The sequence below is a fragment of the Acinetobacter sp. AOR14_HL genome (genome assembly GCF_027855175.1).
GTDB lineage: Bacteria > Pseudomonadota > Gammaproteobacteria > Pseudomonadales > Moraxellaceae > Acinetobacter > Acinetobacter calcoaceticus.
The window spans coordinates 189,741-206,835 of sequence record NZ_JAKTII010000003.1; the positions used below are offsets into that span (position 1 = coordinate 189,741).

Sequence of the window (17,095 nt, forward strand, 5' to 3'; positions counted from 1 at the left end):
GATTAGATATATCGAATCTAAGTAGGTCCGATTGGAATTACTTGGGAAGTGTGCAAATAAAATCGAAATAGATTTGATCAAATCATTTTAAGTCTTAATAGTTTGGATGACAGAAGATTTATCTTATACAGAGAAGAAAGACAAAGTGCTCAAAAAGATTAAATGAAGGAAAGAGCAACGAATTATTGAACGGATGAACCATAAAATAGATGGGAATATCCAATGGTCTGAAAAGAGAATGCATTAAAAAACCTCATAAACTTTTTAGTTTATGAGGTTTGGTATTTGGTGGGCCCACACAGACTTGAACTGTGGACCAACGGATTATGAGTCCGCTGCTCTAACCAACTGAGCTATAGGCCCTATAAGCAAGAAAAGCTTTTAATCTCAAGGCTTTTCAGTGCGTGCAATACTAATCAATTTTTTAATTAAACACAAGTCATTTTCTAAAGTTGGCGTATAGTAGCCCAAAAAATATTGTGTTGTTTTGGTTAAATATTACAAGCGATAGTGATTCTAGCGTATGAGTACTTCGCGAGTAAAGCGAACTAAGTTATTTATCGATCAATTAGAACTTATTCCAGCCAGCAACTTATAGTGGTAGAGGCTTAATTGTCTTTTCGATTCGAATTATTAATTCTTTCAAAATATATATTGTTTAAAATTCAACCAAGTTGTGGGAGGTTATTTGAATAATACTGACAAGAATAAGTTAGATAAGTTTACCGAAAAATAGTAGAGCATAAGCTGATTTGTGCATATATGTATCGCGTGCAATTTATAAATTTTCGATCGAAAATTATTTTAATAATAGCTATGAGAGTGTTTTGAATAAAACTAATTCATAAAATTATATTTATAGAGTCAATTACTTCTTATCAAAGTCAAGTCTATATCTCCCTAATAGGATTTATTCTTTGGAATTTGATGAAAAACTGTCATAAATATATTGATGATGAGTAAATTTTCTTCTAAGTAATCTAAGTCAGGATACATAATTAATATTCAAAAAGTTAAGAATAAAAAATGATAATAGTTATAGGATTAATTTTTTAGAACTTGTAAAGGACTTGTCCTTTGATTTTTGTAAGTCTGGATATAATCGAAACATTACTTATAAAATATTGAGAGTCAAAGTATTTCAAAATAAATAAGCTAATATAAGATGGATATAGCTTTAAAGATAAAAAGCGAAAAGAGAAAAGAGATGAATAAATTCGAGCTTATTTTTAAAATTAAGCAATTTATCTCATTTTATTAAAAAAAATAGAACTTTTAAGTGTAAAAGTTGGAAATTTTTATCATTGAAATTTCTTTCTTTTTCTAATGTGTTTTCTATATAAAACTTAAAGTGTGATTGCTTTCACATGGAATACAAATGATTGTATTTTATTAATTTTATTCTTGACTAAAATGCTAGGTTTTAATAAAGTAAAAATGTATTTTTCCAAAATAAAAAACTATTGCTTAGTCCTGAAATACAGTAAGAAGCCTGCTTTTTAAGTAGGCTTCTTGCTTTGTATAACATTGACGGAAACAGGGCCTGAACAATAAGGTAAATCTTTAAAGCAAGCATATTTAATTTGAAGTAAAACTATAAAAAGAAATCAGATGTACTCAGAACTAAAGTATAAGAAATTATAAATTTTCTTGAATAATTTGGATGAGTTCTCGAGCCGCTTTAGATAATGGGCGGTCTTGAAGCCAAATTAAATAAATGGATAGAGGTAAATGATTTTTGGTATTTTTAAAATCTAAAAGAACTAAATGACCTTGATCGATTTTTTCTTGTACTAATGATAAAGGGAAATTTCCCCAGCCGAGTCCTGCTTCAACCATATTAATTGCTGTTTGTAGACTATTCGTTTTCCAGTACATTGCACCAATAATTGAACGAGAATCTGTCATTTCATGGTCACTACTCGCTACTACAATTTGCCTAATATTGATTAACTCTTCAATAGAAAACTGCTTTGTTTTTTCTAGTAGAAGACTATGAGTAGACGAAATCGTGGCAACTACTGTTTCAGTCATGACCAATTGCAGATTTTCACGCATTTTTATATTTAGGTCTGAACCTGCTAAGCAAAGACTAATTTCTTCCTTATAAAGTAAATTGACGATGTCATCTTGAGGGGCAGTAATAACTTCTATATTAAGTAATGGGAATTTATCGGCTAATTTTTTTATTGAATAGAATAATAATTTGGTATTTACATCAGAGACAACACCAATACGTAATTTACTTTCAAGGCCTAAAGAAAGTTCATGGGCATGAGTACTAAATAGCCTAAGCTGTTCAGAAATAATGCGAGCCTGTGGTTCTAAGGCCAATGCTGTAGAGGTTGGAATGACCTTTCGATGGGTTCGTTCAAATAAGATATAACCCAATTCTGCTTCCAAATTAGCAATGGCCATGCTGACTGCTGAGGGCACCCGATTTAGTTTACGAGCGGCCGCAGAGAAAGATCCCGTATCTAGTACGGTGATAAAGAGTTCAATATTTTCACTGTTAAAATTCATTTTGATATCAGTCAAACTGAAAGCTATTAACTTTATATATGATTTTAACTGAAATTAAAATATAAAGAATTAAGCAGAGTTTATTGATTATGCAAGGTGTAAAGCGTCGAATCGTATATGTTTCTTCTTATGAAGTGATTGGAATGATTATTTCATCAGTAGGGTTAGCTATTTTTGCAGGTGATAGTGTGGAACATACTGGGCCATTATCTGTCATGATTACGACCATCGCTGTAACTTGGAATTTTATTTACAATGTTTTATATGAGAAGTGGGAAGCTAGGCAAATTAGTAATATCCGTACAGTCAAACGTAGGATTGGGCATGCAATTGGTTTTCAGCTTACCTTAGTTTTATTTTTGATTCCTCTTATTGCATGGTGGATGGATATTTCTCTGATTGCAGCTTTTTGGCTAGATGTAGCTTTTATTATCATTATTCCCATCTACACTTTTATATTTAATTGGAGTTTTGATAAGTTGTTTGGGCTTCCTGCTTCAGCACAGGTTAAAGCATTACAAGAATAGCTTTTTATCAATTTCAGTAAGATATCAAAGTCATACTTTGATATCTTATGTTTGGGCTTTACTTAACTTGTTCGATAGGTAACTGTTTTACAAACTTTAGTTGAGCTCTTTTAGCAAAAAAATAGTAGATCAAAGCTGTAGAGATAAGTCCCACTAGCCATGATAGATCTATGCCTCCCAACATTGCCGCGATTTGACCTGTATAGAATTTGCTATCAATAAATGGTAGTTGAATTAAAATACCTAAAAAGTAGCAAGTAATACCAATTCGATTCCAGCGACCATACTTGCCATTTGGATCATAGAGTGCATCTACATCACATTCTTCTTTAGAGATAAAGTAGTAATCAACCAGATTAATTGCGCTCCATGGAATAAAAAAAGTAAGTAAAAACAAAATAAATGCTTTAAAAGCACTTAAGAAAGTGTGCTCGCCAATAATTGCTATAAAGGTCGAGATCACGACCATAGCAAGGACAATGAGCAATCTTGTTATTTTTGAGATTTGATTTGTCGATTTGAAACTGTTCCAAACCGTAGCAACACACATAAAACTACCGTAAGCATTTAAGGTCGTCAGAGTAACTTTGCCAAAAGCAATACTAAAATATAAGAAGGTAACAACTAAGGCGATGGGGTTCATTCCAACTACATATTGAACCTCATTTCCAACAAAATTCCCGTTTGCAACCTGAGCAATCAAAACACCTAAGCTCATGGAAATTTGTGAACCCACTAAAGAACCTAAGCCAACGGCCCAGAAAACGCGAGATGAAGACGTTTTAGTTGGAAGATAACGAGAGTAGTCTGCAACATAAGGTCCAAAAGAGATTTGCCAAGAAGCAGAAAGTGAAACTGCTAACAAAAATGAAGACCAACTAAAATGACGCACTGCTAAGAGTTCAGAAAAATCAGAAAGAGCTAAAATTTGAGTCAGAATAATAACAAAAGCAATCAAGCCAATAATACTGGCTACTTTGCCTACCACATGAATTAAGCGATATCCAATTGTTGCAAATAAGATAATAAAGCAAGCATAAATTAAGATGCCAGTTGTATTGCTGACATGTGCTAGATGTGCAATTGCTTTACCTGCGAGTACCTCACCAGTTGCAGTAAACCCCAGATACATCAGACAAACGAGTATGATTGGAATACATGCACCATATACCCCAAATTGGACACGACTTGAAATCATTTGGGGAAGCCCAAGTTTTGGACCTTGGGCAGCATGTAGTGCCATAACGGCAGCACCAAAACATTGTCCCACGAATAAACCAATAATAGACCAAAAAACATCACCACCTAATACAACTGCTAGAGCACCTGTCACAATGGCCGTGATTTGTAAATTGGCACCAAACCAGAGGGTGAATTGAGCAAATACTCCGCCATGTCTTTCATTCTCTGGAATAAAATCAATGCTTCGGTTTTCAATAAAACTGTTATTTGGTGTCTCAGCCGATGAGTCCATTACACTCTCCTTGTCCTTTAAGAGTCCACTCTATTTTTATTAAGTCTGCATTTGTACAAACAAATACAAACATGTATATACAAGCAATTTTAAAAAGAATCAAATACTTTTTAAGGGTGTAGAACCTAAAAGTGGCTTAAATATTTCATAGATAAATAGAAAAATAATTAGACTGATATTATTTTTAATAAATTTAAATGATAGAAAAATAATATATAAAAAAGCCCTCTATTGAGGGCCTGACTTTATACATTAGTGTCTAAGATAGCTTGAAAAAAAGTTGGAAGTTCAGAAAATTGGACGAGTTGAGTTTTATCTTCTTGTTTATAATAATACTGATAGTTTGGAGCTTCTGAATGATTATCTAGATATTGAGTTGCATCGGTAAATTGTGCTTTTGCAACTGGTTTATCTTTTTTAAATTTCACAATAATAGGATTTACTGAATTTAATTTTACCGGTACACCATTCTCAAATTTAGCAGTTTCAATTAATAAAGAAATTTTAAAATTTCTGAATGTTACACAACAGTGGCCTCCATTTTCTGTTTTAATTTCTTGATCATGAAAAAGCTCTTTAAATAAATTCTTTAAAGATTCTCTATGCTTATCTAAAGCAATCTGAAAATCATGATCTTGTTGTCCAATTTTTTCTTGCTCTTCTTGCAGCAATTGGGCTTGCTTTTCAATGGTGGTGAAATCCAGCTTCATTTTAATATCTCCTTAGGTTGTTTTAAAACTATATATGGCAATCTTTTATTAAGTTTTAAAGAAACATATATTATTTGTTACAACGCAATAATTAAGATGAGCTTTTGTGATAAATAATTGAAAATGTAAAAATATATTTTTAAAAATAAAACTTATAAAATTAAAGAGTTTATTAAGTAAATATTTTTTCTATTTTTTATTTGAAAATGCTGCTACATGATAAACATATGATTTTTAATGTAGCAGCATATTTCCTATTTTGTACAATGTTTTACTATAAGTGGCGTGCCTTTAATTTTAAAAAAACCTCCGCTACTCATTACACCAAACATCACTAAAGCTGTTCCTATCAATTGCCAGATATTGAGAGACTGCCCTGTAAGTAGGGCGATGAGCATACTAAATACTGGTACAAAGTTAAAAAAGACGGAAGCACGCCCGGCTCCTAACTTTTGTATTCCATTAAACCAGAATAAATAAGCAATCATTGTAGAGCAGATAATGACATAACCCATGGCCAGATGTGCATTCACAGGCGCAGAAGTGATGGCTGTAAGAGGATCTTCAAATATCATACTTAACACGCCAAGTGTTATTGCCCCGAACATCATAGAAAAAGTCGTTGTTTCTAAAGGCGTGGCATTTTTTACATAGCGGCGAGATAGAACGTTTGCTAAGCAAAATCCAAAAGCCCCTAATAATATAAATAGATCTCCAATGTCTATTTTCAGGTGAAGTAAAGTTGTTATATGCCCCTGACTAATGACGAGTAACACACCACTTAAGCCGAATAAAACACCTAAAAATTTACTAGGGGTAAGTTTTTCACCGTCCAAAATAATTGTCATTAATAAGGTCATCAACGGTGTGGTTGCCATAATTAAAGCACCATTCACGGCAGATGTAGTCTGTAAGCCATAAAAACAACCTATGTTGAATCCTGTAATGCCGACAACCCCAATAATAAGATAGATAAATAAATTTTGACTTAAGGCTGCCCATCTTAGCTTGCCTGTTATTGAAAAGATCAGAAGTAAGCCTAGGCTTGCAATTGAAAACCGTTCAGATGCGGCAGATAGCGGAGGCATATGTTGAATAATATAAGACATTGCATTAAATGCTGATCCCCAAAAAAACATCGTTAATACAACACCAGCATAGGCATAAGCCACCGTTCTGTTCATCGACAGGCTCCCACTAAGAAAGGTTTTATTCTGGGCAATTATATAAAGGTGTACAATTCCGTATTAATACACTTCTAATGTGAAAATTTGCACAATGATTGATTGGGAAAATTTACATTACTTTTCAGTTTTTACCGAAGAGAAGTCACTGTCAGCTGCCGCAAGAAAGTTGGGGGTAGACCATGCAACTGTATCCAGAAGAATTGCTCAACTAGAACAAAATTTAAAACTCAAATTAGTTGATCGTAGACCACGCACATACATACTTACCCCAGATGGGGAACGTCTTGCACAAGTAGTTGCTCGTATGATGGAAGAAACGTTTTCTATTGAACGTTTAACTCAAGCTGGTCAGCAAGAAGTGATGGGTAGTGTTTCTATTAGTATGCCTCCTTTAACGGCTGCGCATCTCATCATGCCTCATCTGGGGAGATTTTATCGACATTATCCCCAATTAAAATTACGTGTACTCGGTGATGTTCATTATGTTTCTTTACAGCATAGTGAGGCTGATATTGCTGTACGATTTGGACGTCCTAAAGATGAAAACTTAGTTGCTCGTAAAGTCGGCGAAATTCCTTTTGGGATATACGCTGCTCCAAATTATTTAGCTTCAACTGATTCTGAAAGTTATGAATGGATCAGCGTAGAAGTCGGAGGTGTACATGGTCAAAAACAGCAGAAGTTAAAAGAAAGATTAGGGAATAAAGAACCTATAATGGTTACAAATCATCCTGAGCTTCAGTGGAGAGCCGCATGTGGAGAAGCTGGGTTAGCTGTGTTACCTGATTTTTTAGGCACATTGAGTAATTTGGTAAGATTGCAAGATGATCATCCTATGAGTGCTGAAATCTGGTTGGTAACCCATGAAGATCTACGACATAGTCCTGCAATACGTGTAGTAATGGATTTTCTGGTGAGTTGTTTCGAGTCTTTTAGAACTTAAACTTAGTTAGTTAAATACTAACTTTTAGACGTCTGTTTAAAGAAGCTGCCATTTTTCCGCAGCTTCTTTTGAGTTTGGTTAGATCAATACGCTAGGTTAGACTAACTTCTATGCCTTCACGTAAATTAGATTGATCTTGACGAGAGTTTAAATCAATTTTGGCAAAAGACTTAGCAAGTAAACGTCTAGCAGCTGAATTAATAGGTTTTTCTACCCATTTAGGTAATTTTATCCCTAAAGGATTAGTTTCGGTTTTAGATACTTCGGTGGTTACTCTTGTTCCCATAATATAGTCAAACCAAGGTCTGGTAACGCACCAATTAGCATTCTGATTACTTGTCATATGGTGATCATAATGCCAAGGAATACGTTTTTTTGCATATTCTGGATCTAAATGAGATTTAGCATGTACACGCCAATAATTCCATAAACCATAATAGAGTCCAGCTGTAAAAAAAGGAGCTACAGGTAAAAAAATGGTAGCAGCACCTGCTAATCCAATTAAGGCTGTTTTTTCATTATAAATTTCAGCATTTTTAAGCATAGATTCGGCATAGCCTTCATCATGGAAGCCATTTAAACGGGCACGTTTATGATGTGCGATATGGGTGAAAAATGGACTATTACGATACTGGCTTGGAAACTCATGCAGCCAAACTTTATGAAAGTACCATTCCAAGCCATTGGCTACAAAAACACCTATAGGGAATCCAAGCATATTGGTCACTTCTTCTTTTACAATTTAAAGCCATTTTAAAAGAAGAATGTTTTATCCCTTTGACCTAATAGGCAGTAGACCAATTGCCTTTAAAATCAATTTGATTGTTTTTGTTTGCGTTGTCGATAAGCACTGGGAGTTTCATTGGTCCACCGTTTGAATGCACGTGTGAACGCAGAGGGCTCTGAAAAACCGGTTAAATAAACAATTTGATCAATAGTTTCTTGTGTATTAGCAAGCAAACGTCTGGCAAGTTTTTCTCGATGTTGATTTAGAATCTTTTCATAATTTGTATTAATAGTTTGCAAATCAGCGCGAAGAGTACGAGGGTTGCGGTTTAATTGTTCTGCAATCAATTTTTGATCAAATTGCCCAGATTCAAGTAATCCATTACTAAGCAAACGTTCAATTGCATGAATGAGCTGATGTTTTTCTAATGTTAATAGCTGTTGTTCCGCAAGAGTTTCATGGATTTTTAATAATTCAGGCTCAGCAGCTGGCGAGGTCTTATTTAATAGTACACTAGGAAAAACAATAGCACCTTTTGTTTGGCCTAAAATGGCGGTGCATTCCCACATCTCTTGATAAGTTTCAGCCGAGGCACCTTGTTGATAAGGTAGAGTAATATGACTAGGTCTGAACTCATTATTAGTAATATATTTAAAAAAATTAATGAAAATACCAATCCCACATTCTAGATAATGTCTTACGGGATGCTCAAAACCCGATAATATTGCTTGATCTTCATTAATGGTTAAGGAAAGGCTAAATACATCTGTAAGTAGGGCTTGATATCTTATAGCGCGCTGCAATCCTTCACCAAATGTAGAGCTGCTCAAAAATAAATATTCAATGACCAACCCCCGGAAAGGCGGCATTTGCTTACCTACATGTAAGCCAATATCAGGATCTTGGCTAATCTCTTCAGCAGCTGTCCAAAAACGATGTTGGGTAGAATTATCTCTACGAATATTTTTATCAGGTGGTTGATTAGGCAAATTTACACTTGCAAAAATAGATGCTGCATCTAAGCCCATCTTTTGCATAGTCTCGTAAGTCATCCATAAAAAAATTCCAGCGTCTGAAGAATTTTTAGACATAATTTGATGACAACCCTATAAACTACAGCGCATATTCAATCATGATTTTATTGCTGATTCTATATCTCAGAAACTTAATATTAGTTTAATGATCAGGAAAGAAACCCGCATCTTCACGTGCTTGTTTTAAAGCTAAGATAAAAGAGGTTAATAAAAGCAAACCTATAAAAAAAAGAAAAAGATCGATGTTACTAATCGCAAAACCTATACTTGTAGCACCTAGACTTAGTAATAAGATACATAATATTTTCCAAAAAATGAGCATGTTACGTTCTGATAAAAAGTCTAAAACATATTATTTGCAATTGAAGGGGATTTCTAAATTTATTTATGTTTTTTTTATTATAAATTATGTAATTCTGTAAAATTTAATTTTTTGATGACTTTAATATAACTATATGAAATTAAATTGATTTTTAATTTATTCGACTTGACGGGTGTCTTTTTAATTATTCTTAAAATTAAGTTTTTATTAATTAATAGAATGATAATTCTTTAGAAACACTATAAAATAGCGATTATAAATTAAATTTATTTTTTTAATTCATTTAAAACAATATGTTATGATGGTTTTTTAAATTTTTGTTAAAAAAAAGACTTGATCTTTAAGCCGAATTTTGAAATTATACCCATGCAAATTGTGATCTATTTCCCACAATTTGTATTTCAGGTTAAGTGGTTATCACTAATGCTCATTTGCTATTTTTGCTTATGAGCATTTTTTTATGTGATTTTTTAATAGAACTACAAAGTTTGAAAAATTAGTTTTTTGAGTTCTCTTGGTAGCATTAAGCTTATTTGTTTTTAGTAATTTTATAGAGAATAGTTAATCATATTGAATCGTCACCGTCGCTGTGGCTTTAACCTCACCTGCGGTGACATTGGTGGCAGTCTGATAATAACGAGCAGTTAAAGGAATATCATATTCAACAGTTTGGTTGGAACTCACCATACCTATATTTAGTTTGCTTGCTTTTTGAATCGGCTGATTTGCTCCATTCATATTCCATAACAGTTCAACACCCACACCATTAGCTTTGATTGAATTCGCGGCACTGTTGTTAATCACCTGATTATTGGAGGTATCAGAATTATAATCAAAACTTAAGCTGATTGTATTGCTCGTAGCGATACCAGAGTTGTTTTCGCCACCATTACATAAGATTGATAGATTAAAATTCTGTTCCCCTTGGGTTGACCCAATCGCTCTAAAGCCTGATTTCATCACGGTTGGAAGTTGAACTGGTGAATCTACACCATTTTGAATTTCACAAGATGAAGACGCAATAAGAATAGGGGCATTACTTAATACGGTAGTAGTTAAAAATGGGCGGTTCTGTTGTCCTGATACGTAATAGGTACTGTAACGGCCTGCGACTAGTGCTCCGGAGCCTGTTGTCATGGCAGTTTTAATAACCTCCATAACAAAATACCCAGGGGAAAGTGTATATGTTTGATTGGGTGTTAATGTACGTCTATAAGGATAATATCCTGAAAAATCTGAAGCATCGGCAGCTTCGCGATAAAGACGAATACCAATACCAGGAATATTAGTCGCATAAACATTATTACCTATAGGACTAATTGGATAATTTAAGGGGAGAGCTGCAATAATTTGATCACTCGCGCGATTACAAGTTGCAGTTGAATTATTAGGAGATATTGTAAAAGTATTCTTTTGTAAGATCGTTCCTATTGGATCATTTGGTTTTACTACGATTTTACCTATAGTCATCGGAATATCGACGGTAGTAAATCCTTTACTTAAATTACAATTTGCATTTGTATGGCTATAAGCAAATAGACTCACTGCCAAAAATCCAATTTTTTTTAAAATATTATTCATTTACAGACTGCCTTTGTCATAATAATTGGTTGGTTGTTATGCTTTATTTGATCCGCTATATCGTATTCAATTTCACATTTTTCAGTACTCGTATTTCCCCATTTCACATATAAACGGTCATGGGTTAAGGGTGTTCGTAAATAAATGCGACTGCCTTGTGCGACAATTCCTATTACTTCGTTATTCTGGCTATATACCTGTGCGGCAAAAGGTAGATGTGAGCCATCTAATGTTGTTGTACTAATAAAAAGTGCATAACCTTTTTTTGTTGAGAATTGAACTTTAGTGATCGAGCCTGCATAGGGAGCAATCCGTAAACTGCTCTCACCAAGTTCAACTTGTGTGGACATATCTTGTGGATCAAGACTGATGTCATTCATACGATAAGGCGTAACATAAGGAATAACGGCATATCCCTTTTTGTTAATACTGAGCCCTGGTGTATTACCGACTTGTGCTCCCGTAGCATCCGGTGCATAGACCAACACCATGGTTTGAGCCTGATCTGGCCCAAACAGAATTCCTTGGGAATGTGCAACAACATTGCCACTGAAGCTAAGCATTTCTTGTTGGTAGGAATCTGCGTGACTTAATGAAGCACCAAGTGTTGTATAGTTTGTTTTATAGGTACCATTAATATTCAGGTTGGTTTGACCATGATCCTGATTAGAAATTGATGCGCCGTAGTTTAAGCGACTTCCTGTAAAGCCACTGAAATTTAAAGTCTGGCTGTCCTCACCAATAACACTATTAAAAGTTAGAGAATTTTTCTTAAAATCTAATGGAAAAGATAAAGAAGCAAGGTACTGCGTATCTTGACCTGTGCGGGTGCCGCCTTCATCAACTTCGCTGCTAATTGCGGATAAACTATAAGTTAAATCTTTAAATTGATTGCTATAACCTAATTGGAACTGTTTATTGGTCTTGGATTGATTCCAATAGTTTGTCCATGAACCCACTAAATAAAAATTTCCCCATTGCTTTGGAAGAACTTGATTTAAAGTAATCTGGAATTCACTTTTTTGTTTTCCTACGGAAAAGCTATCAATATTTTGTTGTTGTAAATCTTGAATTAAAATTGCATCACGCAATTTGAGGTAGTTCTCTGTTGAATAGCGATAAGTAGCTAATGTTAAATTAGTATTTGTTGGAGAAAATAGTCGACTGTAACTTAAACGATAACTTTGTCCTGTCATTTTAGATTGATGATCAAACTCAGCTTTTGATTGAGTGGCATCAAAAGAGACAGCTCCAATGGGTGTTGAAAAAGCTGTACCTAGTAATAATGAGAGATACTGCTGGGTCGCTTGAACCGCACTGTAAGCTGTGAGGTAATTATTAATTCCCCGTTGATACTTACCCTGTATCAGCCATGGAGTTAGGCTAAGGTTTGAATCTCGAAACTGCCCTAAAGTAAAAGAGTATCGACTCATTTGAGGGCGTAGCATTTCGACGACAGAAGCATAGGGAATAGAGAATTTTTGAATTATTCCATTAGATTCAATTACCGAAACTTGTAGCTCGCCTCCAAATCCCGTTGGGTAAAGATCATTAATTTCAAAGTTTCCGGGTGGTACCGTTGTCTGATAAATTAAATTGCCTTGTTGCCTAACCTCGACTTTCGCATTGGTTTTTGCATAACCTCTCACTCTGGGAGCGTAACCGAGCATACTGTTTGGAAGCATTCGGTCATCACTTGAAATGTTTACTCCGCGATACGGTAACGAATCGATAAAATCACTATTAGTAAAATAATCACCTAAAGTCACAACGCCATGAATTTTCGGAAATGCTTTTTGTATATATGTATTCGTTGAAGTATAAGAAGAATTATCAGTTTGAAAATCAGTATGGTCTTGCCATTTCCATTGTCCATTATGGCGAAATTGCCAACTCGCTAAATTTGCTCCAAGATTAGTCCCCATAAAAGCATATGTACTTTCATGTTGTTCGTTAATTATTCGATAAGCAGTCGTGTTATATGTCAAAAAAGCTGCATTAATACCTCGATCCCAAAGATGTGGATCGATATAGCCCTGTGCTTTTTTTTCTAATGTGACTTGTGGGATAGAAAGATCAATTCTTAAACGGGAGCTGTCAAATAAATAAAAAGCATTATCTATCCAAGCCCCTAGTGCGTCACATGAAAGAGACGATGCATGAGAATGTTGGCTAAGCACCTCAGCTTTTACGCCATATTCTAGTAACATGGCTTCTGTGAAACAGGTTTCGGCATTTGCATTGGGAGTGTGTGCGTTAAAGCGCATACGTCGTTTACCCAGCCATTGACCATTAATATAGACATCTAAGCTATATTCACCAGCTAAGATGGGGTTTCCATATTTGAAACGACCAATATCAATTTTTTGCGCATTACCTACTAAAAAATTACTATCAAACTCTGCTTTTGAGAAACCTGAAACATCGGTACTATTTTCGGCATATGCAGCCAAAGGCATAAATACCGCAATACTTGAGGCCACATAACAAGTAAAAGGGCTTTTTAAACATATATAAGGTATAAACCATTTAGACATAGTTTTAGAGCCTATTCATGATAGGTATTTAGGTTTTCTTAAGTAATACAGTAAGGTTATAACTTTATTGGGTGCTCAACTCTTCCACCATAATCATTGATATATACAAAGCTCATATCTGCTAAATTTTTATTTTTTAGTTTTATTTTATCTTCTGAAAAAGGGGCAACCATTAATCCTTGTTGTAATAAGTCTGTTTTATGGCCTTCACTTCCTTGAAAAATGGAACTAATAGTCAGGAAAAAGGGTGTCGGGTTCTTCACTACTAGATATTGATCATTCATTTTCCATTGAACTTTCTCACTTAGTTGCTCAATATTTTCTTTTAGATTTATAGGGCGATAAAAAAATTTAATGCGCGAACGAACAGCAAGCTGTAAAAAATTATTAGAAATAGAAGTGTTTTGGTCTTGTTGAGTTCTTCCTTCCGGTTTAGGAGGTATATCTAAAACATTAAGCCAAAAAATAGATTCTTGTTGCTGATTTAATTGAGACGTATTAGGCAGAGCTGTAATTCTTAAGGTCTGGCCTTTAGTCGCTTCTACTCGTGAAATCGGGGGAGTAATAATGAAGGGCACATTTGCTTCATCGGGAGTCGACTTTGCATTTCCATCATCGATCCAAGCTTGAACAAGAGAGGGAGCTGTACCGTTATTACTCAGTTGCAAAGTGATCTCACGTGCATTTGAAGGATAAATGACACGAGTTCCGTGTAAAACAATTTCAGTATGCCCTGTGGTAGTCAGTGCTACCTGTAGACAAACTAATCCCCAAAAAAACTTACGACCACGAAAAAGCATGAGTCATATTCTCAATAATGAATAATAGATAGGAGATAGCTTCTATCTTTAAATAGAAGCTTCAATTTTAATTTTATTGATAAATAATGGTGTATTTTACTTGCGATGTTACCGTACCCGCAGTAGAAGCACCTGTAGCATAGTATTCAGCATAATAGTTAAGGTCAGCATCACCACCTGCTGAAACATTCACCCATTGTGAGTTGGTCTGAGCCGCATTCGTGCCTGTAGCGAGTATAGGAATTACAGCATTATTACTGCCTAGCAACTGGATATTCACATTTGTTGCCCCGCCCGAGGTTGCTTGGTTTAATAAACGACCAGTATTAAAGTCAACGGTAGCACCCGGCTCAAAATAGGTGGCTACTTTACCAGCCGAAGCACAGTTCGTTAAATTAATTTGAAATGGGGTACGACCTGCTACATCACCTGCATTTTTTAAGGTTTGAGATGAAACTGTAGGCAGGTTAATTGTTAGATTTTTATCTCCAGTATCAATCGTACAAGTATTATCTGTGACAAGACCATTAATAGTAATTGTGCCATCTGCAGCTTGTGCATTTGTTATATTTAAGAGAGAAACCGCCGCCATAAAAATAAATCTTTTCATAAAATCCCCAGAATAGCCTTTTAAAATAAAATCCATTACTTTTTAGCAAGTTTATTCTGCTTAAGTAAGGCGAAGGAAATATATCACTTTTCAACCAAAAAACAAGAAAAACATTATATTTATATATATTTTGATTAGTTATTTTTATTAATGAATATTTTGGAAATATATTTTTTATCAGTTGGTAAAATAATGTGTGATTCATTTTTAAAATAAAATAAAAAATTCGTAATATTTAAGTAATTGTATTTTATTAAATTAATCTAACTTTAAAACATTTAAGATGAGATTCGTCTATGTTTTTTGATTTAACCTTATGTTTTTTAACAATAAAATTATTTTTAATTTATCTTGTGAATATATTTGTTTTTTTAAGAATTTTTTAAGATTCAATTCCTACTGTTTTAGTTGTAATTTAATAAAAGATAATCTGGAGTTCCGTTCCATGAATAGTATGAAGTATAGCTATAAACCTAATTACTTTTTCTTTGCTCATAAGCTAGTTTTGTTTCTAAAGGATTATCTCATTAAGCATCCAACTGAGCAGGAGACAACGTTTAACTTACAAACGATTTATGACATCTTTAGTCATGATCTTGCTTCGAGTACAACTAATCTTGAGGGTATCTTAAATATTGCAGATGAATACGTCTTTGAAACAGAAGAAGGTTTACTTCCATTGATCAGCAAGCACTCTGTTAATCTCAAGAATCATGTGCTTTCATTGGAGTTTTCACCACAAGCTTTGACAAGCTTATTGTCGGGTCGTTCTTTAGTGAACCCTAAAGCAGCTTAGATTCTCTTTTAAGGTAGAGTTAACTCATATAAAATTCATAAAATTTATTTTTAAGAGTTGTTTATGAGTAAAGACTTTAAGGCCTTAACTTATATAGTGGATGATAATGTTGCAGATACAGTGACTTGGCTTTTACATCATCAGGATGTTTTTGATTCTTTTAATTTTGATGTGTTAAGCCAAGAGTTGTCTGTAACGCACGCAGCAGGAAAAGACATTGTTCGAGTCGGGACATTTCTTAATGCCACTTATGGAATTTTAGTTACTTCTGTTTAAATAAAAAAGCCCTGAAGAATCAGGGCTTTTTTATTTTACTGCCTTGAGTTATGCGCTCATGGCATTTACTGATAGATCAGCAACTGTTGGTTTTGGTTTTTCTGCGGTTAAGCCGAGTTTGTTAAACAACGCTTGGTCTTTACCTTCACCTGCATTTGGTGTGGTGAGTAACTTATCACCAGAGAATAGGGAGTTTGCGCCTGCCATAAATGCTAATGCTTGATCTGAATCACTTAATGACTCACGACCAGCGGATAAACGAATATAGCTATGCGGCATAATAATGCGCGCAACAGCAATAGTGCGGATCCATTCAATTACATCCAGCTTTTCAACATCTGCTAACGGCGTTCCTTCAATTGGAACAAGCATGTTAATTGGCACAGATTCAGGATGAATTGGTAGGGTAGCTAATTCATGTAATAAACCAACACGGTCATCACGGCTTTCGCCTAAACCTACAATGCCGCCACTACAAACTTTCATTCCAGCTTGGCGAACATAATCTAAGGTATTTAAACGATCATCAAAAGTACGCGTGCTAATGATGTGTGAGTAGTACTCACGAGATGTATCTAGGTTGTGATTGTAATAATCTAAACCAGCAACTTGTAGGCGCTCTGCTTGAGATTGGTTAAGCATGCCTAAAGTCATACAGGTTTCTAAACCTAAAGCTTTTACTTCACGTACCATTTCTAGAACATAAGGCATATCGCGTTCATGTGGGTTACGCCAAGCTGCACCCATACAAAAACGAGAAGAACCTGAATCTTTTGCAGCTTTTGCTTCGCTAATCACTTTTTCTACAGCAATACGTTTTTCTGCTTCTAGTTTTGATTCGTAATGTGCTGATTGTGAGCAGTACTTGCAATCTTCAGGGCATTTACCCGTTTTAATCGATAAAAGGGTGCTGACCTGAATCGCATTGGCAGTGAAGTGCTCGCGATGTACTTGCTGAGCCTTGAAAACTAAATCCAAAAAGGGTTGTTCATATAAAGCTTGGATTTCTTCACGATTCCAATCATTACGTAGAGTCATTGTCATATCC

Annotated in this window: 16 protein-coding genes and 1 tRNA gene; 4 read left to right on the top strand and 13 right to left on the bottom strand. The window is 34.6% G+C overall.

The genetic code is table 11. From position 1 onward, the window contains the following. Positions 1-286: 286 nt before the first annotated feature. Both MKL38_RS01875 and MKL38_RS01880 read right to left on the bottom strand, forming a co-directional pair. Positions 287-363: transfer RNA gene (locus tag MKL38_RS01875), tRNA-Ile, on the bottom strand. A 1,275-nt stretch (positions 364-1,638) separates the two neighbouring features. Then, positions 1,639-2,523, bottom strand: a complete 885-nt coding sequence (locus tag MKL38_RS01880) for a LysR family transcriptional regulator (RefSeq protein WP_270902331.1) — start codon at positions 2,521-2,523, stop codon at positions 1,639-1,641. Positions 2,524-2,612: 89 nt separating this feature from the next. On the opposite strand from MKL38_RS01880, the gene MKL38_RS01885 reads away from it, so the two are divergent. Further along, positions 2,613-3,050 carry a PACE efflux transporter gene (locus tag MKL38_RS01885; protein WP_270902332.1) on the top strand — a complete coding sequence of 146 codons (438 nt, stop codon included), beginning with the start codon at positions 2,613-2,615 and terminating at the stop codon, positions 3,048-3,050. 58 nt (positions 3,051-3,108) lie between these two features. On the opposite strand, the gene MKL38_RS01890 is transcribed toward MKL38_RS01885, so the two are convergent. From MKL38_RS01890 to MKL38_RS01900, 3 genes are all read right to left on the bottom strand, one after another. Continuing rightward, complete coding sequence (locus MKL38_RS01890; RefSeq protein ID WP_270902333.1) at positions 3,109-4,524, bottom strand: purine-cytosine permease family protein; 1,416 nt, start codon at positions 4,522-4,524, stop codon at positions 3,109-3,111. A gap of 245 nt (positions 4,525-4,769) precedes the next feature. Beyond that, positions 4,770-5,234, bottom strand: coding sequence for a hypothetical protein (locus MKL38_RS01895; RefSeq protein ID WP_270902334.1), 465 nt, complete (start codon positions 5,232-5,234; stop codon positions 4,770-4,772). Positions 5,235-5,488: 254 nt separating this feature from the next. Further along, positions 5,489-6,418, bottom strand: a complete 930-nt coding sequence (locus MKL38_RS01900) for a DMT family transporter (RefSeq protein WP_270902335.1) — start codon at positions 6,416-6,418, stop codon at positions 5,489-5,491. Between the two features lie 94 nt (positions 6,419-6,512). Between MKL38_RS01900 and MKL38_RS01905 the strand changes: the two genes are divergently transcribed. Beyond that, positions 6,513-7,364 carry a LysR family transcriptional regulator gene (locus tag MKL38_RS01905; RefSeq protein WP_005041209.1) on the top strand — a complete coding sequence of 284 codons (852 nt, stop codon included), beginning with the start codon at positions 6,513-6,515 and terminating at the stop codon, positions 7,362-7,364. A gap of 91 nt (positions 7,365-7,455) precedes the next feature. On the opposite strand, the gene MKL38_RS01910 is transcribed toward MKL38_RS01905, so the two are convergent. The 7 genes from MKL38_RS01910 to MKL38_RS01940 all read right to left on the bottom strand — a co-directional run bounded on the left by MKL38_RS01910 (position 7,456) and on the right by MKL38_RS01940 (position 14,975). Next, positions 7,456-8,082, bottom strand: coding sequence for a sterol desaturase family protein (locus MKL38_RS01910; RefSeq protein ID WP_270902336.1), 627 nt, complete (start codon positions 8,080-8,082; stop codon positions 7,456-7,458). A 95-nt stretch (positions 8,083-8,177) separates the two neighbouring features. Then, the gene (locus tag MKL38_RS01915; protein WP_270902337.1) at positions 8,178-9,182 is read right to left on the bottom strand and encodes an AraC family transcriptional regulator; all 1,005 of its coding nucleotides are present in this window, start codon (positions 9,180-9,182) and stop codon (positions 8,178-8,180) included. A gap of 85 nt (positions 9,183-9,267) precedes the next feature. Next, on the bottom strand, positions 9,268-9,447 hold the full coding sequence (locus MKL38_RS01920) for a hypothetical protein (protein ID WP_003651366.1): 180 nt from the start codon (positions 9,445-9,447) through the stop codon (positions 9,268-9,270). A gap of 561 nt (positions 9,448-10,008) precedes the next feature. After that, positions 10,009-11,028, bottom strand: coding sequence for a fimbrial protein (locus tag MKL38_RS01925; RefSeq protein ID WP_270902338.1), 1,020 nt, complete (start codon positions 11,026-11,028; stop codon positions 10,009-10,011). Next, positions 11,025-13,481, bottom strand: coding sequence for a fimbria/pilus outer membrane usher protein (locus MKL38_RS01930; RefSeq protein WP_270902579.1), 2,457 nt, complete (start codon positions 13,479-13,481; stop codon positions 11,025-11,027). Before MKL38_RS01930 ends, MKL38_RS01925 begins: the two co-directional genes overlap by 4 nt. Before the next feature lie 140 nt (positions 13,482-13,621). Beyond that, on the bottom strand, positions 13,622-14,365 hold the full coding sequence (locus MKL38_RS01935; protein WP_270902339.1) for a fimbrial biogenesis chaperone: 744 nt from the start codon (positions 14,363-14,365) through the stop codon (positions 13,622-13,624). A gap of 73 nt (positions 14,366-14,438) precedes the next feature. Next, entirely contained in the window at positions 14,439-14,975 is a 537-nt protein-coding gene (locus tag MKL38_RS01940) for a fimbrial protein (RefSeq protein WP_442866681.1), read from the bottom strand. Between the two features lie 445 nt (positions 14,976-15,420). Between MKL38_RS01940 and MKL38_RS01945 the strand changes: the two genes are divergently transcribed. Together MKL38_RS01945 and MKL38_RS01950 are read left to right on the top strand one after the other, a co-directional pair. After that, positions 15,421-15,771: a hypothetical protein gene (locus MKL38_RS01945; protein ID WP_003651376.1), complete on the top strand. Its 351-nt coding sequence runs from the start codon at positions 15,421-15,423 to the stop codon at positions 15,769-15,771. Positions 15,772-15,834: 63 nt separating this feature from the next. Beyond that, positions 15,835-16,047, top strand: coding sequence for a hypothetical protein (locus MKL38_RS01950; RefSeq protein WP_151744086.1), 213 nt, complete (start codon positions 15,835-15,837; stop codon positions 16,045-16,047). Positions 16,048-16,095: 48 nt separating this feature from the next. Here the strand turns inward: MKL38_RS01950 and bioB are convergent, their stop codons facing one another. Next, positions 16,096-17,085 (bottom strand): biotin synthase BioB, encoded by a 990-nt coding sequence (bioB, locus tag MKL38_RS01955; protein ID WP_004642579.1) that lies wholly within the window; start codon positions 17,083-17,085, stop codon positions 16,096-16,098. Positions 17,086-17,095 lie beyond the last annotated feature (10 nt).